The organism is Vibrio sp. La 4.2.2 (assembly GCF_027586995.1).
Lineage (GTDB): Bacteria > Pseudomonadota > Gammaproteobacteria > Enterobacterales > Vibrionaceae > Vibrio > Vibrio mediterranei.
Genome location: NZ_JAPPTJ010000002.1, coordinates 336,311 through 355,867, shown reverse-complemented (window position 1 = coordinate 355,867; position 19,557 = coordinate 336,311). Strand labels below are relative to the sequence as shown.

19 protein-coding genes are annotated in these 19,557 nt (G+C 42.7%); 7 read left to right on the top strand and 12 right to left on the bottom strand.

Annotation, left to right across the window (positions count from 1 at the left end; genetic code table 11):
* Window positions 1–126 precede the first annotated feature (126 nt).
* Window positions 127–774 (top strand): hypothetical protein, encoded by a 648-nt coding sequence (locus tag OH456_RS04830; protein WP_006073580.1) that lies wholly within the window; start codon window positions 127–129, stop codon window positions 772–774.
* Window positions 775–813: 39 nt separating this feature from the next.
* Here the strand turns inward: OH456_RS04830 and OH456_RS04825 are convergent, their stop codons facing one another.
* A complete protein-coding gene (locus OH456_RS04825; RefSeq protein WP_063603643.1) occupies window positions 814–1,029 on the bottom strand; it encodes a DUF3820 family protein in 216 nt (71 codons plus the stop codon).
* 162 nt (window positions 1,030–1,191) lie between these two features.
* On the bottom strand, window positions 1,192–1,533 hold the full coding sequence (locus OH456_RS04820; RefSeq protein ID WP_124942133.1) for a cupin domain-containing protein: 342 nt from the start codon (window positions 1,531–1,533) through the stop codon (window positions 1,192–1,194).
* 184 nt (window positions 1,534–1,717) lie between these two features.
* Here OH456_RS04820 and OH456_RS04815 point away from each other — a divergent pair, with 184 nt between their 5' ends.
* On the top strand, window positions 1,718–2,920 hold the full coding sequence (locus OH456_RS04815; RefSeq protein WP_006073575.1) for a potassium/proton antiporter: 1,203 nt from the start codon (window positions 1,718–1,720) through the stop codon (window positions 2,918–2,920).
* A gap of 87 nt (window positions 2,921–3,007) precedes the next feature.
* On the opposite strand, the gene OH456_RS04810 is transcribed toward OH456_RS04815, so the two are convergent.
* Window positions 3,008–4,096: a ketoacyl-ACP synthase III gene (locus OH456_RS04810; protein ID WP_270032916.1), complete on the bottom strand. Its 1,089-nt coding sequence runs from the start codon at window positions 4,094–4,096 to the stop codon at window positions 3,008–3,010.
* A 180-nt stretch (window positions 4,097–4,276) separates the two neighbouring features.
* Here OH456_RS04810 and trxC point away from each other — a divergent pair, with 180 nt between their 5' ends.
* Complete coding sequence (gene trxC / locus OH456_RS04805) at window positions 4,277–4,711, top strand: thioredoxin TrxC (protein WP_124942134.1); 435 nt, start codon at window positions 4,277–4,279, stop codon at window positions 4,709–4,711.
* Between the two features lie 23 nt (window positions 4,712–4,734).
* On the opposite strand, the gene OH456_RS04800 is transcribed toward trxC, so the two are convergent.
* Complete coding sequence (locus OH456_RS04800; protein WP_270032915.1) at window positions 4,735–5,637, bottom strand: helix-turn-helix transcriptional regulator; 903 nt, start codon at window positions 5,635–5,637, stop codon at window positions 4,735–4,737.
* 72 nt (window positions 5,638–5,709) lie between these two features.
* On the opposite strand from OH456_RS04800, the gene OH456_RS04795 reads away from it, so the two are divergent.
* A complete protein-coding gene (locus OH456_RS04795; protein WP_270032914.1) occupies window positions 5,710–7,092 on the top strand; it encodes an MATE family efflux transporter in 1,383 nt (460 codons plus the stop codon).
* An 80-nt stretch (window positions 7,093–7,172) separates the two neighbouring features.
* Here the strand turns inward: OH456_RS04795 and OH456_RS04790 are convergent, their stop codons facing one another.
* The gene (locus OH456_RS04790) at window positions 7,173–8,060 is read right to left on the bottom strand and encodes a LysR family transcriptional regulator (protein ID WP_124942137.1); all 888 of its coding nucleotides are present in this window, start codon (window positions 8,058–8,060) and stop codon (window positions 7,173–7,175) included.
* 258 nt (window positions 8,061–8,318) lie between these two features.
* On the opposite strand from OH456_RS04790, the gene OH456_RS04785 reads away from it, so the two are divergent.
* A complete protein-coding gene (locus OH456_RS04785) occupies window positions 8,319–8,687 on the top strand; it encodes a DUF413 domain-containing protein (RefSeq protein WP_031495460.1) in 369 nt (122 codons plus the stop codon).
* 120 nt (window positions 8,688–8,807) lie between these two features.
* On the opposite strand, the gene OH456_RS04780 is transcribed toward OH456_RS04785, so the two are convergent.
* The 7 genes from OH456_RS04780 to OH456_RS04750 all read right to left on the bottom strand — a co-directional run bounded on the left by OH456_RS04780 (window position 8,808) and on the right by OH456_RS04750 (window position 17,562).
* Complete coding sequence (locus tag OH456_RS04780; RefSeq protein WP_031495458.1) at window positions 8,808–9,245, bottom strand: ATP-dependent zinc protease family protein; 438 nt, start codon at window positions 9,243–9,245, stop codon at window positions 8,808–8,810.
* Window positions 9,246–9,249: 4 nt separating this feature from the next.
* A complete protein-coding gene (locus OH456_RS04775; protein WP_038226967.1) occupies window positions 9,250–10,269 on the bottom strand; it encodes a succinylglutamate desuccinylase/aspartoacylase family protein in 1,020 nt (339 codons plus the stop codon).
* On the bottom strand, window positions 10,270–11,175 hold the full coding sequence (rimK, locus tag OH456_RS04770; protein ID WP_038226968.1) for a 30S ribosomal protein S6--L-glutamate ligase: 906 nt from the start codon (window positions 11,173–11,175) through the stop codon (window positions 10,270–10,272).
* Between the two features lie 492 nt (window positions 11,176–11,667).
* Window positions 11,668–12,681 carry a UDP-glucose 4-epimerase GalE gene (gene galE / locus OH456_RS04765; RefSeq protein ID WP_236111628.1) on the bottom strand — a complete coding sequence of 338 codons (1,014 nt, stop codon included), beginning with the start codon at window positions 12,679–12,681 and terminating at the stop codon, window positions 11,668–11,670.
* A 101-nt stretch (window positions 12,682–12,782) separates the two neighbouring features.
* Window positions 12,783–14,198, bottom strand: a complete 1,416-nt coding sequence (locus tag OH456_RS04760; protein ID WP_270032912.1) for an FAD-dependent oxidoreductase — start codon at window positions 14,196–14,198, stop codon at window positions 12,783–12,785.
* Between the two features lie 253 nt (window positions 14,199–14,451).
* The gene (locus OH456_RS04755) at window positions 14,452–16,884 is read right to left on the bottom strand and encodes an ABC transporter permease (protein WP_270032911.1); all 2,433 of its coding nucleotides are present in this window, start codon (window positions 16,882–16,884) and stop codon (window positions 14,452–14,454) included.
* Between the two features lie 3 nt (window positions 16,885–16,887).
* A complete protein-coding gene (locus OH456_RS04750) occupies window positions 16,888–17,562 on the bottom strand; it encodes an ABC transporter ATP-binding protein (RefSeq protein ID WP_006071725.1) in 675 nt (224 codons plus the stop codon).
* Here OH456_RS04750 and tesA point away from each other — a divergent pair.
* On the top strand, window positions 17,561–18,169 hold the full coding sequence (tesA, locus tag OH456_RS04745; protein WP_006071723.1) for a multifunctional acyl-CoA thioesterase I/protease I/lysophospholipase L1: 609 nt from the start codon (window positions 17,561–17,563) through the stop codon (window positions 18,167–18,169). The genes OH456_RS04750 and tesA overlap by 2 nt on opposite strands.
* A 137-nt stretch (window positions 18,170–18,306) precedes the next feature.
* Window positions 18,307–19,503 (top strand): enoyl-ACP reductase FabV, encoded by a 1,197-nt coding sequence (gene fabV / locus OH456_RS04740; RefSeq protein WP_270032910.1) that lies wholly within the window; start codon window positions 18,307–18,309, stop codon window positions 19,501–19,503.
* Window positions 19,504–19,557: the final 54 nt, after the last annotated feature.

Here is a 19,557-nt window from a genome sequence, read left to right as displayed (position 1 = left end):
CAGGATTTGGGTACAAGGTCGCATTTCTTAATCTAAGATCAGAACATTTGCTGTCATTTACTAGGATATGTTTGTGGTCAAATCACCTTTTAACCACATGTTTTAAATGGATAAAAAGGAATTTTCATGGCGAAAATAATATTGTATATGCCAACACCAACAACAGACTTATTGTCATACATAGAATATGGTGATCAGCCCACCGATAGCGGCGGTTTATCTACATTCGCTGGTCACCGAAAAAACCATCAATGGATTGAATACCTGCTAAACACCAAGAATAAAGAGGCTATCCAGATTTGGTATGAACCAAAAACCGTTATAAACGAATTAAAAACCATTTCTAACGATGACCAAATCTATATTAGAGGACACGGCGAACCTGGTAGCGAGTATATTAAAACCTCGAAAGGTGGTAAGGAACTAGGCCACCGATTTGTTGTTGATAGACTTAGAGAAAACGGTTTGCCCAAATCTTTTAGAGGAAAGATAAAGTGCTATAACTGCAATAGTGGCTCGTGGCTCAACGGAAAACGCAGTTTCGCACAAGCACTGGCGGATTACATGTATGGCTGGGGTTATGACAAATGTACTTACTACGGTTATAGAGGAAAACTAGATTCGTACTATAAACAGGGTACGCAAGGCATACACAAGTACATTCGCGAAGGAGCATGGGATGTAAATCAGGGTATTTGCAGGGCTAGAGATGGTCGGGTACAGATAAAACCTCAGGCTCTTAACCCAACTCAATGGGAGTCTTTATCGGGTTAACGAATACAAATAAGCGACGCAAAAAAACGTCGCTTTTTACTACATTCGCTTTAATGGTTTTACAACACTATCTAGCCCTTCAATTTTCAGTGCCAAGCACAGCTTAAGTAACTCCCCCAACTCACCATTAGGCCAACCTTTTTTGTCAAACCACAATAAGTACTCTTCAGGTAAATCGATCAATACCCTGCCCGCATACTTACCGAACGGCATTTGAACCCTAGCGAGCTTTACTAAATTTTCTTTATCTAACATTTTATTCTTGGGACTAATCAGGTTCTTTTATGGTGAGTAATCTTAAAGATGTTCAACCAAATAGCAATATAAACAAAGAGGAAGAAGACAATAGTTAAAAACTAAGCAGCGAATCGCAGACCTCAAGGTCAAACACTTCTCTAGGGTTTAAGTTCGGAATTTCTACTCACTCTCATCTTTCGGATAGAACACAGCCAACCAAATTGTCAATGAGGACTCTGAGGTGGACTTCACTCGATGCTTGACGTGTGCTGGTATATCAATGTAATCACCAACACCTAAGGTCACAAAAGTACCGTCATAGTACTCAATAACACCTTCTCCTTTCAAAACAGTCACCCATTCATTTTCGGTTTGATCATACCAATCACCAATTGGTGTAAAGTGGCCATCTGAAACGATACGTTCAATTCTCACTCCCTCAGAAGCAATGATGTCTTCAAATACTTCATTGGTTAAATCTTTTGGAATTTCACCAAAGATATTTCCTCTATTCAATCCCATTTATCTATTTCACTCTAGTTATGTAACCAACTAAAATACTTACAAAATTTTTGCTTGTAAGTTAAAGCTCTATCGTTAATAAGATACTATAATCTAAACAAATAGAAACATAGAGTTTACGAATCATTTTCCATTTTGGTTTCTGATTTATGTCATTTGAAACAACAACGATAATAGGACATACATGAACTTTGAGTTTGGACTCGTAGGTTTTGCGGCGTTAATTTGCGTAGGCATTCTGTTACATCACCCTTCTCGTACTCTTGGCTTACCTTCTCTTTTGATCTTTATGGCGGTAGGTCTGGTCATAGGTAACGGTGAATTTGGTTTCGTCTATGACAACTTTACACTTACTTCTGCAATCGGGGCGATTGCATTAAATATTATTGTCTTTGTCGGAGGTTTGAGTACTTCGACACAAAGCATCAAAGTTGCTTACAAAGAAGGTGGCGTACTTTCCTCTCTTGGAGTTGTATTTTCCACTGTTGTCTTCGCGGGTATTATCTATGTTCTCTTTGGCCTACCGCCGGTGCATTGTTTACTATTTGGGGCAATAGTTTCCTCAACAGATGCAGCTGCGGTCTTCTCTATCCTTGAATCCAAGAAACTAAAACTCAAAGAAGACACTGACACTATCTTAGAATTCGAATCAGCAACTAATGACCCTGTCGCTTTGATACTAGTCGTATTGCTGACCAGTCTTGCCCTTACTCCCGATACGGTTCCTTCAGTTACAAGTATCGGAATCGAGTTATTACTGCAGATCTTTGTCGCGCTAGCTATAGCCATTTCTATCGGTAAGCTATGTACTCACCTGTTAAACAGCATCAAACTTGAAGAATATGGGCTAATCCCGGTTTTCATTTTAGCTTCCGCAGTACTAGCAATGTATGGAAGTGATTTGCTCGGTGGCAATATTCTACTCGCTTCCTATGTCGTTGGAGTGGTCATTGGCAACGGCGTAAAACGTGGTATGGAAGTCAGTCGCCACTTTTTTAATAGTCTTTCGTGGTTAGCTCAAGCCATACTGTTTGTTGCTTTAGGGTTACAGATCTTCCCTCAAGAACTCTTCAAGGTGTTCTGGCAATCCTTGCTGCCTGCTTTCTTGTTGATTCTTGTAGCAAGACCGATAGCAGTACAGTTATGTTACCTACCTTTCAGAAAAGCCAGTTGGCAAAAGCGTTTATTCATATCTTCTATCGGATTGAAAGGAGCAACACCTATTGTATTTGCACTAATTCCTGCGGCTGCAGGAGTTGAAAACGCGGTTACTATGGTTCATATGGTGTTCTTTATTGTTGTCATTTCTGTGTTCGTACAAGGTGGGGCGATTGAAGTGTTGGCAAACAAACTCAACCTTAAAGAAGTTAATACACCAGAGGACTAAACACTTATTCTATATACACACGATTGTTTAAGAGTGAATAAAACAAAAGAGCCAGAGAAACTCTGGCTCTTTTAGTTCACAAAAACCTTATTTAGCGGGTTTATTGTGACAATGCTCAATCGCCGTTTTCATCAACTCTAGCGCAGACTTGTCACATGGTGGTAATGCAGCATCGCTACTACCAATTGGCTCGACTCTTTCGCCCCATTTGATGTAGCTAGCGCCCCACGTCAGACCCGCACCAAATGCGGCTAGCAACATGTTATCTCCTGGCTTAATTCTTCCTTGCTCCATTGCTTCACAAAGTGCGATTGGCACAGTCGCAGCGGAAGTGTTGCCATATTTTTGAATATTGACGAATGCTTTATCTTGGTCGATTCCAGACAAATCACACAAGGTTTGAATGATACGGATATTAGCCTGATGCGGAATCACAACATCAATATCTTCTTTAGTAAGGTTAGAACGAGTCAAAACAGTATTCGCTGCCGCCCCCATTCCTTTTACCGCTCGTTTGAAGATCTCTTTACCAATGAAGTTGAACTCAAAGTAACCGTTATCTGCTGCGAATCTCTCCATAGAAGTGCCAAATTTTGGCACAGCGAGAATATCGCGACCTTTTGCATCACAACCAATTTGTGCATCTTGAAGACCGACTTTACTTTCAGTACGAGAGAGCACTGCAGCACCTGCCCCGTCACCAAATAGTACGGCGGTATCACGCTCACTCCAGTCAATAAAGAACGAAAGTCGCTCAGCACCAATAACGATGGCGTTACGATAGTTACCTGACTGAATCAGTTTTGTGGCCGTTTCAAGGCCATACACAAAACCTGTACAAGCCGCATTTAAGTCAAACGCAGCGGCTGCTGGAACACCTAAGTTTTGCTGAACTCGTGATGCTGTATTGGGGATCAAAGAATCTGGAGAACACGTGGCAACGATAATCAAATCAACTTCATCTGCTGTGATTCCAGCACATGCCATTGCATGTTTAGCAGCAACGGTTGCCATTTCAGAGGTGTTCACATGGCTAATGCGACGATTTTCTATACCAGTACGGGTTCTAATCCACTCATCGGATGTTTCCATTACAGTGCTAAGATCGTGGTTAGATAAGATCGCTGGTGGAAGGCACTTACCCCAACCAGTGATTTCGGCGTAAAATGTTGTCATTCTGTACCTATTTTTTTATAGTTTTCGTCAATCGAGATAGACAAATAATATCAATCAGCTCACTATGATAAGCCTCAATAATGACTTGTCTATCCCGACTCTAAGAGCTTCGAGTATACTCATAATCTAAGGCTCACAGAAGCCTAATTTCATAAATTCAATTCACGGTTGGGAGAGACCATGTCAACTATCAATACCCGTTGCCCATCATGCAATGGACTTAATCGTTTACCCGCAGAAAGAATCACCGAGTCACCTAATTGTGGTCGTTGTAAAGCACCGCTTCTTGATGGCCAACCAGTTGAAGGGACGGTAGACAACTTCTCCGCGCTTTTGAATAGTAGCCAACCTGTTGTTGTCGATTTTTGGGCCACGTGGTGCAATCCTTGTGTTGGTTTTGCGCCCGTGTTCCAACAAACAGCCGAAGAGCGCAAAGGACAAGTACGATTCGTGAAAATTGATACTGAGCAACAGCAACAACTGGCAGCTCAATTTCAAATCAGAAGTATTCCGACCATTATGGTGTTTAAAAATGGTCAGCGCGTAGACGTAATCAATGGTGCCCTGCCAAAAGGTCAATTCGACCAATGGTTAGAGCAAGCTATTGCAAAATAACCACCATAGAGCGCAGGAGCGCTCTATCTTTCTTCATTCGATTGCATTACTTGTTTACGATATGCACTTGGCGAACTACCCATATGTTTTGTGAACCTATGGGTAAAATTGAACGGATCACGATATCCTAATCGCTCCGCAATCATGGCAATTGACCAATCGTTATTTCTTAGCAAATCACACGCTTTTTCCATACGTAGATTAATGAGTCTTGCTCGTGGTGACACGTTGTAAAGCCGCTTACATATTCGTGCGAGCTGCTCTTCGCTTAAAAATGTTCTATTCGCCATCGTCTTAACAGTCCATGGTAGATGAAGCTGACCTTCAATTTGACTGAACAAAGCTTGTACTCGAACGGTCGAGTCAGTAGGTTGCGACTCAAATCCAGTAATAATACGGCACACTTCCCCTACTAGCAGTTTTCGATAACTTGCTCTGCCACCAATTTCCAAATACAGGAGTGTCATTAAGGCCCAAATCCGTTCACAACCATGAAATGGCAGTACTTTCTGTCCTAAATCAGATAACGCTTGCCAACGTGGTCGGTCTTTAGGTAGAAACCAGATCATGCGCCAATGTTTATATTGAGGGTTGATCTCAAATCGATATGGTGTGTGTGCAGGTAATACGACTATCGAGTACGGCTCGATAGGAGCAACAAAATCCTCCGTCATCAACACGCCACCACCTTCGATTGTAAATAAGACTGTGTGTACATCAATGCCCTTACGCTCCACATGGTAGCCTTCAATCAAGTTTGCCATTCCAGCCATGAAGATATCTTCAGGAATGAACTCGGGGATATCATTAGACGAAAGAAAGCGTTCTTCACATGCCTCCGATAAAAAGACTTCATCTATCCACTCAGACTTGATGTCAAATTCATCAATGACGGATTTGCACAGGTTTTGTCTATTTTTGAACATGGTTTTGATGTCCCAATTTTCTTATATTACCACCGTTTATATGATTCAAATCACACTTTCAGGAGGGCAGCTATGACAACTAAAACCTATCTTAAGTCATCTAACAAGGCTTCTCAAAACCATCTTCTCTCTTCTGTGGTAAAGCTTGGTTTCCCCGTCGCAATTCAAAGTGCACTTGTTGCAATTTTGGCACTGGCGGACGTACTGATGGTTAGTGATTTTGGTAAGGAAGCAACTGCTGCAGTGGGCATTGCCTCTAAATGGCACTTTGTCGCTATTATGATCATGGCCGGAATGGCTTCAGCCAACGGTGTACTCGTTGCTCAGTATTGGGGACGTAACGACAAACGTAGCGCCAAAACTATCACCCAGCTTTCAATGGAGTTCGGTGCAAAGCTGTTAGTACCCGTGACATTAGGTATCACGCTCTTCTCCAGTTTTATTATGATGTTGCAAACCAACGACGCTACCGTTATTGAGCTTGGTGCTACCTATTTATGGTATGCGTTTCCGGTACTTATATTGACTCACGTAGTGATTGTAGCGGAATCAGCAATGCGCTCATCCGGTGACGCTGTCACACCTTTAATTCTCGGGGCTATGACAATCTTTATCAACATTGCCCTCAACTTCTGGTTAATTAAAGGCGGTATGGGTGTCCCTCCAATGGGCGTAGCCGGCGCTGCATTAGCGACAACCATATCAAGATTACTTCAAGTGGTTTTTATCTGGGTATATCTCAACTATCGTAACCATTGGCTTCTTACAGAAGCGAAACTTGAGAATACCGAACGACTCTGGGGTTCTTATAAAAAACTCGCGGTGCCGACCACGCTTAACGCTATTTTATGGGCAATGGGTACACTTATGTACCAAGTGATATTTGGTCATATGGGCACTACCGAGCTCGCTGTTTTCAGCATGATGGGACCATTTGAGTCGCTGTGTTATTCGCTGTTTTTTGGTATTTCGGTAGCCTGCTCTGTTCTACTTGGTCAATCCTTAGGCAGAGACGAATTTGAACAGGCATTCAGCATGTCTAAATTCTTTATTAAAGCGGTATTCTTGTTTGGAATCGTCACAGGAGCGATTCTACTACTTGGTCGTGAAGTCATTCTTGAGTGGCTGAACTTAACCACCGAAGAACTTTATCCGCTTGCTGCACCCGCGATGTTCATTCTGTGTTGTGCGATATGGTTACGCATGCTGAACCTTATTATCATCAACGGTATTCTACGAGCCGGAGGAGATAATGAGTTTTGTTTAAGAATGGACTTCATCGCAATGTGGACTGTGGGACTTCCGCTAACCGCAACCGCAGCGTTTGTATTCGGACTTGAATTTCAGGTTGTCTATGCCTGTATGCTTTTTGAAGAAGTAGTTAAGTTTGCTTTGTGTTTCCATCGTTATTTAAAACGCTATTGGATGAATAATTTAACTGTGGTTAGTGCTTAGTAATCTGTAAAATCAAAAAGGCTTCACTTATTTAGGTGAAGCCTTTTGCTATATGTTACTAGAGTACGTAAAGTTGTTACTTAATCCGTATTTTCCCCAGCCTGCTGCATCAAATAACTTGTCGTTGGTTCAATAGTATTAATCAGTTTTTCTACTTGGAGTATTGCCTCTATAGACGTGCTGTTTTTGCGGTAACTGATAAATAAAGGACGAGACCAAACCTCAGACCCGTCGACTTGATAGAGCTGTCCAGAGTCTAAGAAAGGCTCAACAAGTGAAGATGGCAAATACGCGCAACCACCCTTCTCAAGAATAAAGTCCAACGCAATTCGACCTGTTGAAGTACGTAGATATGGTGCTGGAATATTTGGGTGTCTGTCCGCATGCTCAAAAGCAAATTGTGTACCCCAATCCACGTATACATATTTATCTTTAAAAGCATCATCAAGCACACGTTGCTCTGTTGAAACCAGTACTAGTGTCAATTCAGCAATCTGATGGCTTTTAAATTCCTCGACTTTAAATGGGTCGAAAGAGAATGCAAGATCTAATGTGCGCTCAAGTAGTTTCCTATTTAGCTGCTCACGACCCAAAGACTCAGCAACAAAGCCATAGCCGGTTAATGAGTCAGTGACGACACTTAAACAGTTTTGCAGATAGGCATCCCAAATGTTAGGTGTACCACCAATCGTCAATTGCAACGCTTTGTTGCTCTCTAGTGATAAGTCAAACGTCGCTTGCTTGAGCGTCGATACCATTACTTCTGCGTACCCTATTAGCCTTTGGCCAGCCGACGTTAGTTGGATGTTGTTTCTGTGTCTTGTAAACAGTCGAGTATCAAAGTATTCCTCTAGTTGTTTAATGCGAGCACTCACAGCGGCCTGAGTTATATAGAGATTTTCTGATGCGCGGCCAAAGTGCTTTTCCTTCGCGACTTCGAGGAAAGTTTGAAATACTTTTACGTCCATAAAAATGACTCTTAAACAGATTCTAAGTAGTTGAGCTAACGAAAAAGTTAGCTCAGTATTCTTACACAGTTATGCTGTATTAAGCATAAAGAAATTTTGTGATTTCGACAAAAACAATTCGTTTCCTTTCTTTCCGTTTTCACACTATTTTCAGCATCGAACCAACACGGGATTCAACGGTTTAGTCGACTTTTCTTTGGATTGTTGCGGAGCCACCTGAATTACCTTGCTTTACTACCTATTTGCTTTGAGGTCTCTATGACTGAAACTCAATTTCGCCACGGCAAGAAACGTTTTTATGATGCAGTAAAGTTTCCACGCGGATTCGCTAAATCGGGAGATTTTACACTTTTGGAAGAGGACATCTTAGTAACTTATGGTGAAACTATGCTTGCGCTTGAGCGCGGTGATATTTCACCAGAGAACGCTGAAGAGAAACACTTCACTAAAGTGATCGTTAACCCGAGTAAGGCGAAATCTAAACTGGAACATACTTGGCTTAAATACGTTCGCTTAGCACGCGGAAGACGAGCGTTCCACACTTTAAATAGTAAATCGAAGTATCACGAAGCTTCGAAAGACTATGATTATGATATGGATAACGATGACGTTCTAGAGCCAGCATAAGTATTGTGATCTTTCCTCCTAAACGCAAAGTAGAGCCAAGTGCTCTACTTTTTTTTGCCCAGAAAAAGCTCGTATATTCTTCCTAACCGAATCACAAAAAACCGCCCGAAGGCGGTTTAATTAGTCAATCAGAAACGCTCTGCTTGGGTCTACATAGACTTTGTCGGCCATCGCTTCACGTCCTAATAACATCATATACGACATATCCTGACGATTACTTAATGTAATTTCAATTGGCCACTCTCTATCCCCCAATCGGAATAGCGTTTGAATCACACAACGTTGCTCTGAGTCACCGTTGGATGATTTGATGCGCCTTGAGTCGTGGATAAGTGACTCACAGTGTACGATTTCTTCCAAATGATAGATATCTGGATGAAGATCGTATTGAACGTACATGCGCCCGTCACGTTTGAAGCGTTCAAGGTTGTCCACATGAAGAGATGAGGTTTTAGCCCCAGTATCAATACGAACTTCGAGATCGAAGATTCCCAACTCAGGAAGACTGCACACTTCCAAGTTACCAATTATCATTCTGTCATTATATGTGTTTGGCATAGTGTTACATGCTCGGTTCTACAGGAACAATCGACTCTTGCATGATTTCGATATGTTCAAATACCTCTTCTGCGCTGTCTCCAAAATACGCAATGTGATACATAGCCTCACCTTCCTGTACTAAAGGAATGTTCTGCTTACCAATGATGATACCCGTACGGTTTGATTTTACTTGGCTGATATTATTTCCTAGCGGGCCATTGATATCTGCCAATGTTTCGCCTTTCTCAACCATAGAACCAAGTTGTACGTACTCTTTAACAAATCCACTCGCGTCTGCACGAGTCCAATCACTGCGGTTAGCTATAAACGGTTCAGTTTTCGCTTTAGAAACACGCTTACGAATCATGCCAAGTGCTTTGAGCACTCTCAAAACGCCTTTAACGCCGGTCTGAATCGAAAGTTCGTCAAAACGTAACGCTTCACCAGCTTCATAAAGCAGCACTCGAGCACCATGATTTACAGCAGCTTCACGTAAAGAGCCATCACGGATGTTTGCATTCAACAATACTGGTACTGCAAATGCTTCCGCGAGACGCTTAGTTTCTTCATCTTCAAGGTTGGCACGAATTTGTGGCAAATTAGAACGATGAATCGCGCCTGTGTGTAAATCAATACCATAATCACAATGTGCGACAATGCTTTCTAAGAATGTATGAGCTAGTCGACCAGCAAGAGAACCTTTCTTCGAGCCAGGAAAACAGCGATTGAGGTCTCTGCGATCTGGCATGTAACGGCTTTGGTTTAATACGCCGTAGACATTCACCATAGGTACATAAATTAACGTACCATTCTGGAGTTTTAGGTTCTCTGCGATAAGACGACTGATGATTTCAATACCATTCAACTCGTCACCATGTACCGCTGCACTGACAAACACCACTGGGCCTTCTTTTTTAGAACGAATGACCTGTACTGGTATTGATACTTCTGCATCGGTATACAGCTTAGCTACTGGTATATCTATTTCTTTACGCTCTCCCGGGCGTATTTCTACGCCCGCAATGACAAGCTCTTTTGCCATTTAACCACGTCCTTTTGTTTTGTTGTTGTTAGGCTTGGCATTTTTCTCGATAAACTCGTAAATTAAGCCCGCCACATCTTTACCTGTCGCGTTTTCAATTCCCTCAAGACCTGGTGATGAGTTAACTTCCATCACTACTGGACCATTTTTTGATTGCAGAATATCAACACCACACAGGTTCAGTCCCATCGCTTTAGCCGCAGCTACAGCAGTTGCGCGTTCCTCTTTAGAAAGCTTAATAAGCTGAGCACTACCACCGCGATGTAGATTTGAACGAAACTCACCTTCTGCCGCTTGACGTTTCATCGCCGCAATCACTTTGCCACCAACGACAAAACAACGAATATCAGCGCCATTAGCTTCTTCAATGAACTCTTGTACCAAGATGTTAGCTTTAAGACCCATGAAGGCTTCGATAACACTCTCAGCAGCTTTGTGAGTTTCTGCAAGCACCACACCGATACCTTGAGTACCCTCTAACAGCTTAATGACAAGCGGTGCGCCACCAACATTCTTGATAAGATCTGGAATATCATCTGGCTTACTAGCGAAACCAGTTCTTGGCAGACCGATACCTTTGCGTGATAGCAGTTGCAATGAGCGCAGCTTGTCACGTGAGCGGCTTATCGCAACCGACTCGTTTACACAAAATGTACCCATCATCTCAAACTGACGTACTACTGCTGTTCCATAGAACGTAATAGATGACCCAATTCGTGGAATGACTGCATCGTATTGAGGTAATTCCTCACCCATATAACGGACTTTAGAGTTACTACTAGTAATATCCATATAGCAATGCAGGGTATCAATGATATCCACTTGATGTCCCCTCGCTTCCCCTGCTTCTTTTAGGCGGCGAGTTGAGTACAAGTTTTCGTTGCGAGATAGAATCGCAATGCGCATGGCAGTATCCTCTTATAGATGTTTAGTTTTATGAGTGTGAAACCCCGGTATCGGACGACCGGAAAGAGCGTGCACCTTAAGAGTTTAGTCGATAAAAATACAACGATTGTTTTTGACCGTTACGACAATTTATTTTTATCGTTAATTACGCAAATTTTGGGCATAAAAAAACCGGCTTTCGCCGGTTTTTGTTAATAAATTCATTCAGATAAAAGGTATGTAATCAAAGTGTTAGAATGAATATTACTTATTAGCCATTTCTTTCTTAACCATTACTACTGCTGCAACTACGAAAGTAATGATGAGTGCTAACTCCATTGAGTTCCCCTTAGATTAAAAAGTTATTTCATACATAAAATTAAGTACTGATACCATTTTATCAAAATTACAACAATTTCATACTTTTTATTCACTGCTTAAGGAGATCTAGATCAAAAAAGAGCGCATTATGCGCTCAGTTGTTATCAATGGTAATTAAATGTTAATAAAACATTATTCCGGATACCCTTCTGGGTTTTGCGATTGCCACTTCCAACCGTCAGTTGTCATATCTTGCAATGATCGTGTAGCCACCCAACCTAAATCTTTATTAGCCTTACTTGGGTCTGCCCAGCACTCCGCAATATCACCAGGGCGACGCTCTACAATCTTGTAAGGAACTTGTTTTCCTGAAGCTAACTCAAACGCCTTAACCATATCTAAAACACTCGAACCATTACCCGTCCCAAGGTTATAGACGTGCAAGCCTTTTTGATTATTCAGCGTCTTGAGAGCCGCAATATGGCCATCTGCTAAATCCATAACATGAATGTAGTCACGAACACCGGTACCATCTGGCGTCGGATAGTCATTGCCGAATACCGAAAGAAATTCACGACGTCCAACAGCAACCTGCGAGACGAATGGCATTAAATTGTTAGGGATCCCTTGAGGATCTTCACCCATTTCTCCGGTTGGATGTGCCCCTACTGGGTTGAAATAACGTAGCAAAGTTATCGTCCAGTCTGGGTTGGCTTGCTGAAAGTCTGTTAAACATTCTTCAACCATTAACTTACTTCGGCCGTAAGGGTTAGTAGCACTTGTTGGGAAACTCTCTGTAATAGGAACAGAAGCTGGATCACCATAAACCGTTGCAGATGAACTGAACACTAAGTGCTTAACTCCGGCTTCTCTCATCGCGTCTACTAAAACTAACGTTCCGTTAACGTTGTTGTCGTAATACTCAAGTGGCTTTTCAACAGATTCACCAACCGCTTTTAATCCAGCAAAATGAATAACTGAATTGATATTGTGCGCTTTCAGAACTTCCAATAGCGATGATTTATCGCGTACGTCACCTTGGATAAATGCAGGTCGTGTACCAGACACTTTTTCTATTCTGTCTAACACAGCTGCTTTTGCATTGTATAAGTTATCGAAAATGACAGGCGTCATACCTGCATTTATTAACTGTACACAGGTGTGGCTACCTATGTAACCAGCGCCACCAGTAACCAAAACATTCATGTGCCAACTCCATGTCTAATCTACAAAGGATTATATGCAATCAAAACTGAATTACGACTATCAATGGTGAGAATTACTCAATTTTTTCTTTAGTTGATTGATTAATAGGCGATTGCCAACTCTTCAGGGTACCCTCTACTCATCGCGATTTGTTTCGCCCGAGCTTCAATAGCATCAACGTCCTCAATTATTGAGTCCACGTCATTACCTGTAGCGGCAGGGATACCAAACCATTTTTCAGCGATCTTCTTACCAGCAAGCAGCGCAGAAGAGGCTTTCACAATTTCCAGTCGAGCGTAACGTTCTCCTTCGAAGCTTACATCTGCAGCTCTAAGGCTTGGGTCGTTGCCGGGAATTTGCTGCGCACCGTACAAAGGTGTTCCTGCTGGCTGAGCTGTCTCAAAGCAAGGAATATATTGACTAAGGTGCTGTATCGCGTTGCAAGCTCGCTGTGTTTGAACTTCCAAAGACCAACCTTTGTCGACTTTGTTAATTAGGTTTTGCGGTAATTGAGGCTGCGCGCTCTCTGAGGTCGACTGGACAAGCCCTTCATTAAATAAAGTGATGTTCTTAGTCATACCGTGAAGCTGAAAGTAACCGCCGGGATAAGGCGTCAACTGAGCCATGCCTTGTGGCGTACCACGCTTGCCATGAAAGATAATTTCTGGCCATTTTTCGTTCTTATGACTCTGCCATTGAGTGACATAAGCGGCTTTGAACTCGACAAGACGTTTTCGTGATAATTTCAGTTGATCATCAATTATACCTGTTCTAAAGCCGCAGGCATTGATGACAAAATCAAAATGAGCTTCATGGCCATTTTCAAATTGTAGTCTATACCCATCACCCAATTGAGAAACACACTGAATGCAGCGACCCGTTTGAATGTCCAGGTTTTCTAGATTATCAGAAGAGAGCTCTACTGACGCCGCCACGCGAAATAGACTTAGGCCGTATTCCTGTACTACGTAAACCGGATACTTAAGCTTGTTCAAATCAGCATGCTTTGCGAAAGGTATTAACCACTCATCGATCGTGGAGGGTTTTGTTGGGGCTTCAAGTGATGCCAAGGCTTTCAATTGTGCGAAGCTAAACTCATGAAAATAGTCTTCGGGACTACCCAACACTTGGTTAGCTGGATTTGCTTTAACTAATTGTAGATAGCTTTCTCGGAGCAGTTCTAAACGAGGTAACAAGGACTCCGGTGTACCATCATCATTCTTCGGGACGGCTATAACGGTGGGACGCTTATTGACGGTAGCGGGAAAGAACTTCACGAAGTCTATCGACTGTACTAGCAAATCGAGACATTGTTGCTGGGAAAGCTCACGATACAGATTGCCGCCAGCATGTAGATGACAGATTGGTGGGCCGCTAACTAGATTGTCGTTTTTTTCAAACAGCGAAACGCTTAGCCCTTGTTTTGCTAGATAAAGTGCTACTGTAGAACCAGCTACACCTCCACCAATGATTGCAACTCTTTTACCGCTGGTTGCCACCGCTAAATCTCTGTTCATCGCTTAGTTATCGGCGTTATAAAGGAGGTCAATTTTAGCCTTTTAATTTATTAAAAAAAATCACTATTTTTGTGATGTTTTTCTTGACAGTAATTCAGTGCATAACTCAAACCAATGTAGATTTTGATTGAAATTCCTTTCCATTACCGATAAATCAATGGTTACAGTTTTATGCCAGTAATTTTACTATCGAGTTATCCAAGACTTTATCCACCGATTTTGTGGATAACTCATCAAAATCGGTGGCTAAGTATTAAGCAAACTGCTTCTGACTTGTAGTAAGCATTTGTCGTATCAATGAAAATAACACCAGTGCTAATGTAACGAATGCGATTACTGGTACCATTACCCACGTGGATAAATGCCAACTCCACGGCAATTCAAAGCCGAATTTCATGATCGAGCCAACTACGACTTCTGCGCCAAGTGTAGCGACAAGGCCAGCTGTTATCGCCATAATCCCGTACTCGGCCCATATCGTCCGAACAATTCGTTTTCGACTGGCGCCAAGTGTACGGTACAGACGAATCTCTGCCTGTCTTTGAGATAAGCTCAAACGGAGTAAAGTAAAGATGAGTAACACTCCAGATAAAACGCCCAATGCAGCTAATACGGTAATTGACCAGACTATTTGGCTAAGTAACCCTTGAATCTTCTCTCCCATCAAACGAATATCCATTAAACTCACCGTTGGGTGATTTCGTGATAATTCTCCAATTAAAGCATTATCTTTGTCTTCGAGTCGAAAGCTCACTAACCACGCGCTTGGGATATCAGCCAGCACATCAGGGGTAAATATGAAGTAGAAGTTTGGTTTCATATCGCGCCACTCAACAAAGCGAATGGAGTTGATTTTTGCCGTTACCTTTTGCCCATTGATCGTGAATCCAAGTTCATCCCCAAGTTTGAGATTCAGGTTTTCAGCGACCTCTTTCTCTACAGAAACACCGTTAGTTTCAGTCCATTCTCCCTCAAGTACCTCATTATAAGTCGGAAGAGTTGCAGCATAAGTAAAGTTAAGCTCCCTACTTAGGGCATCTTCTTGTTCTAGCCCTTGCTTTTGTCGAGATTGAGCGTCTTCCCCATTAATCTCAGTTAATCTGCCTCTAGATATAGGAAACGCCTCTGAACGCTGGATATTGTTGCCGTCGAGTGCATCTAGGTAAGTTTGCTTCTCATGTTCGCCTATATTAAGCGCAAACGCATTAGGGGCGTCTGCTGGCAGTGTTCGCTGCCAATCACTTAATAAGTCACTTCGGACTAACCAGATTGTCGTCAACAACATTAATGACAGTCCTAACGCACCATATTGAAGTCCAGTATGCCGCTTGCTACGGTTGATGCGACTGACCGCCAGTTTCAAAGAGACAGGCAGCGACACTTTTGAAAGAAGTAAGGTGAAAATAACGCTAATCGCCCCTAAAACTAGAAACAACCCAACGATGCCCGCGAGAACTATCCACACTAAGTTGTTGTCACGATACGCAATAAGCAAAGGAATAAGGGGAACTAGAATCAATAGGTAGATGAATCCGCCACGCTTCTCATCTGCACTTTGTAACACCTCTACAGAAGAGACTGAGATAAGTTTATACAGTGGTATACCCAGAGCTGGTACACCGATACACAAGCTAGAAACGACAGCGATGAATGCTGGCGTCATGCCATAACTTGGAAGTGGATCGGGTAGCAGGTCAGTAAGTGGCAATCGAAGTAACGTTTCGAGAAGCGTACCCAATACCAAACCTGCAAAGATCGCTAACACCACCAGCAACAAAGTTTGAATACTAAGCCAGCGAACCAACCATGCTTTGCTTGCTCCTAAGCTTTTTAACATAGCGACAGTTTGTCTTCTGCTCTGGACGTAATTTTGACAAGTCAGAACTAACGTTGTTGCCGCCATAATAATGATGATAGCGACCGTAAGAGACAAGTACTGAGTGGTTCGATCGAATATTTCATTAGTACGACTACCCGAGCTTTGATCTCGCCATCGGTCACTTGGTGTTAGCTCTATTTGGTCTTTTAATGTTGCAATCGCGGCATCGTCACCCGTTAAATAAGCCCTGAATTGAACACGACTGCCCAATTGTACCGCACCCGTGGCATCTACTGAATCTTGGTGAATATATGCAGTAGGCATCTGCTGGAACGGATTAAAGCTAATACCGGGCTCCTCCAAGATGACGCCACTCACCGTTAAATCTGCGTCACCAACAGTGACAACGTCACCCTGACTAACACCAAGCTGCTCAGCGATCCGACTGTCCAGCCATAATTCTCCAGGTTTCACGCGATGCTGAGTACCCGTATCGGTTGCAAGCGTTAACGTTCCTCTCAAAGGAAATCTATCGTCAACTGCCTTAACGGTAATAAGCTGCATGCCATTATCACTAAAAGACATCGTGGCAAAGCGAGTATAAAAAGAAACGTTGAGTCCAGAGGACTCAATATATTGTTGATTGGTTGGCGTTATTGGGTTCGCAGTGATGTACACCGTATCAGCGGTAAGTGCATCTTTGCCCTGCTTGACAATGACTTGCTCCATCCGCTCTGCAAGTGCTGCTAAGCCAAAGATACAGGCAATGATTAGAGTGAGTGAGATAGCAATCGGCCAAAGTTGCCCTTGCTTAATTTCATCAATGCTCCAACTAACTAGCCTTTTGTTAAGTCCTCCTTGTGCCATCGCTTATTCCTCTTCCAACTTTCCAGCATTCATGTGGAACACGCGATCACAACGTTTTGCTAGCGTTAAATCATGGGTAACTAACACTAATGTCGTGCCATGTTCTTTGTTAAGATTAAAAAGTAACTCAACGATCTTATGCGCTGTATTTTGGTCTAAGTTTCCAGTTGGCTCATCGGCGAAAAGGATTTTGGGACTGGTCATGAATGCTCTAGCAATAGCAACACGTTGTTGTTCTCCCCCTGACAATTGCGATGGCAAGTGATCGATACGATGACCAAGACCAACCGACTCTAAAAGTGCTTTAGCTTTCTCAGTATCCTCATCTTCTCCCTTCAACAGGCAAGGTAATGTCACATTACCCAAAGCAGATAGACTCGGAATCAACAAAAAGCTTTGGAAAACGAAACCCAAATGGTCACTGCGTATCTTGGCTCGAGCCTCATCATCAAGACTGGATATGTTTTGTTCGAGCAGCTGAATCGTCCCATTTGAAGGTACATCTAGTCCAGCCAACAAAGTCATCAGGGTTGACTTACCTGCACCCGATGTTCCCACGATTGCGATGCTTTCACCCTCTTGAATAGACAGATTTACATTCTCTAGGATTGTTAAATGCTCCGTTTTCGTAGACACTACTTTGGTCACTGATTCAGCTTTGATTATGGAAGAACTCATGATTCGGCAACTTTCCTATTTCGTTTTAATTGTTATTTCCTTGGCCTCTTTTCATGCAAAAGCGGCAACGTTACTCATTCTCGGGGACAGCTTAAGCGCAGGTTACAACATGCGCGCAGAACAGAGCTGGCCAACGATGTTATCTGACGAGTTATCATCAGGTGATGAACCGATGAAGGTCATCAACGGCAGTGTTTCTGGCGATACTACGAGCAATGGCCTCGCCAAGCTCCCTGGTCTTCTTAAACAACACTCGCCAGATTACGTCCTAATAGAATTAGGTGCTAACGACGGCTTAAGAGGATTCCAGCCTAGCATAATCAAGAACAACTTGGCGTCGTTGATTGAGATGAGTCAACAGGCTGGTTCAAAAGTTCTGCTAATGCAAATTCGTATTCCACCAAACTATGGAAAACGTTATGCGTCGATGTTTGAGGGTATCTATCCTGCCCTTGCCCAAGAGTCTGGAGTACCTTTGTTACCCTTCTTCTTGGAGCAAGTCATTATCAAACCAGAATGGATGATGGAAGACGGATTACACCCAAAACCAGAAGCACAGCCTTTCATCGCCCAGTTCGTAGCAGAAAGTATGCAACCCCACCTTTGACTCTCCCATTGAAACTTTTTTAAAGTTTCCTCAATTTAAGGGCATCAGATTCACCTTTTTGATGCCCTAGCTCAATATAATTTACAACACTTTACGTTATTCTGTTCCTTTATCATCGTCTTAGATAGGTTGTATAAATGATAATTGAACCGATTATCAGCGGTGTCGTCGCACGGTCAGCCCACCCAGAGGGCTGTAAAAAGGCGGTCGATAACCAAATTGATTACGTAAAGTCTGCCGATCCGATCAAGAACGGACCTAAACGAGTACTCATTATTGGTGCATCTTCTGGTTTTGGATTAGCAGCGAGAATTGCTCTTACATTTGGTGGTGCTGAGGCAGATACCATTGGTGTTTCCTTCGAGCGAGGGCCTTCTGAGAAAGGCGTCGGCTCTGCCGGATGGTACAACAACATTTACTTCAAGAAACGTGCAGAGCAAGCCGGTAGACGCGCTATTAACATCGTTGGAGACGCATTTTCAACGGACGTAAGAGAACAAGTTATAGAGGCTATTGAGACTTACTTTGAAGGAGAAGTGGATCTGGTTATCTATAGCCTTGCTACTGGAGTAAGACCGAATAGCGAAGGTGGCTTCTGGCGTTCTGCAATTAAACCTATTGGAGAGTCTGTTTCCGGTGCAACTATCAACCTAGAAACTGAACAATGGGAAGACACCACTTTAGAGCCGGCCAACGATGAAGAAATTGAAGGCACTCTCAAAGTCATGGGCGGCGAAGATTGGGAAAGCTGGATTGATACTCTGGTTAATTCTGACTCTGTAGCAGATGGATTCAAAACTATTGCATTCTCGTATATCGGCCCAGCAGTAACACACCCTATTTATTTAGACGGAACTCTTGGCCGAGCGAAAGTAGACTTACACCAAACTAGCCATGCCTTAAACTTGGAATTGTCTAATTTCAATGGCAAAGCTTACGCTACAGTTTGCAAAGCACTGGTCACAAAAGCGAGTGTGTTTATCCCGGGTTTGAGCCCTTACCTACTTGCTTTGTACAAGACCATGAAAGCACAAGGTAAGCACGAAGAGTGTATTGAGCAGATGCAACGTTTGTTTTCAACCAAACTCTACGGCCAAAGCAAAATTCCAGTGGACGGTGAGCGTTTGATTCGAATGGACGACTGGGAACTGGATCCAGATATTCAAAATCAAGTAGGTAAGCTACTCGACCAAATGGACGCAGACAATTTCAAAGCCGTTGGTGATTTTGAAGGTTTCCAGCGAACATTCTTGAATCTGAATGGATTTGCCCTAGATGGGGTCGACTATTCTAAAGAAGTTGATGTAGATAGTCTTTATCGATTAAAACCATAGTTTATTGCATCTTTTAACCACAGTCTCACTTTTGAGACTGTGGTTATTCTTATC

Excerpts from the sequence above, each read along its gene's own strand:
- OH456_RS04830 (WP_006073580.1), top strand. The coding sequence starts at position 127 with ATGGCGAAAATAATATTGTATATGCCAACACCAACAACAGACTTATTG.
- OH456_RS04825 (WP_063603643.1), bottom strand. The coding sequence starts at position 1,029 with ATGTTAGATAAAGAAAATTTAGTAAAGCTCGCTAGGGTTCAAATGCCG.
- OH456_RS04820 (WP_124942133.1), bottom strand. The coding sequence starts at position 1,533 with ATGGGATTGAATAGAGGAAATATCTTTGGTGAAATTCCAAAAGATTTA.
- OH456_RS04815 (WP_006073575.1), top strand. The coding sequence starts at position 1,718 with ATGAACTTTGAGTTTGGACTCGTAGGTTTTGCGGCGTTAATTTGCGTA.
- OH456_RS04810 (WP_270032916.1), bottom strand. The coding sequence starts at position 4,096 with ATGACAACATTTTACGCCGAAATCACTGGTTGGGGTAAGTGCCTTCCA.
- trxC (WP_124942134.1), top strand. The coding sequence starts at position 4,277 with ATGTCAACTATCAATACCCGTTGCCCATCATGCAATGGACTTAATCGT.
- OH456_RS04800 (WP_270032915.1), bottom strand. The coding sequence starts at position 5,637 with ATGTTCAAAAATAGACAAAACCTGTGCAAATCCGTCATTGATGAATTT.
- OH456_RS04795 (WP_270032914.1), top strand. The coding sequence starts at position 5,710 with ATGACAACTAAAACCTATCTTAAGTCATCTAACAAGGCTTCTCAAAAC.
- OH456_RS04790 (WP_124942137.1), bottom strand. The coding sequence starts at position 8,060 with ATGGACGTAAAAGTATTTCAAACTTTCCTCGAAGTCGCGAAGGAAAAG.
- OH456_RS04785 (WP_031495460.1), top strand. The coding sequence starts at position 8,319 with ATGACTGAAACTCAATTTCGCCACGGCAAGAAACGTTTTTATGATGCA.
- OH456_RS04780 (WP_031495458.1), bottom strand. The coding sequence starts at position 9,245 with ATGCCAAACACATATAATGACAGAATGATAATTGGTAACTTGGAAGTG.
- OH456_RS04775 (WP_038226967.1), bottom strand. The coding sequence starts at position 10,269 with ATGGCAAAAGAGCTTGTCATTGCGGGCGTAGAAATACGCCCGGGAGAG.
- rimK (WP_038226968.1), bottom strand. The coding sequence starts at position 11,175 with ATGCGCATTGCGATTCTATCTCGCAACGAAAACTTGTACTCAACTCGC.
- galE (WP_236111628.1), bottom strand. The coding sequence starts at position 12,681 with ATGAATGTTTTGGTTACTGGTGGCGCTGGTTACATAGGTAGCCACACC.
- OH456_RS04760 (WP_270032912.1), bottom strand. The coding sequence starts at position 14,198 with ATGAACAGAGATTTAGCGGTGGCAACCAGCGGTAAAAGAGTTGCAATC.
- OH456_RS04755 (WP_270032911.1), bottom strand. The coding sequence starts at position 16,884 with ATGGCACAAGGAGGACTTAACAAAAGGCTAGTTAGTTGGAGCATTGAT.
- tesA (WP_006071723.1), top strand. The coding sequence starts at position 17,561 with ATGATTCGGCAACTTTCCTATTTCGTTTTAATTGTTATTTCCTTGGCC.
- OH456_RS04750 (WP_006071725.1), bottom strand. The coding sequence starts at position 17,562 with ATGAGTTCTTCCATAATCAAAGCTGAATCAGTGACCAAAGTAGTGTCT.
- fabV (WP_270032910.1), top strand. The coding sequence starts at position 18,307 with ATGATAATTGAACCGATTATCAGCGGTGTCGTCGCACGGTCAGCCCAC.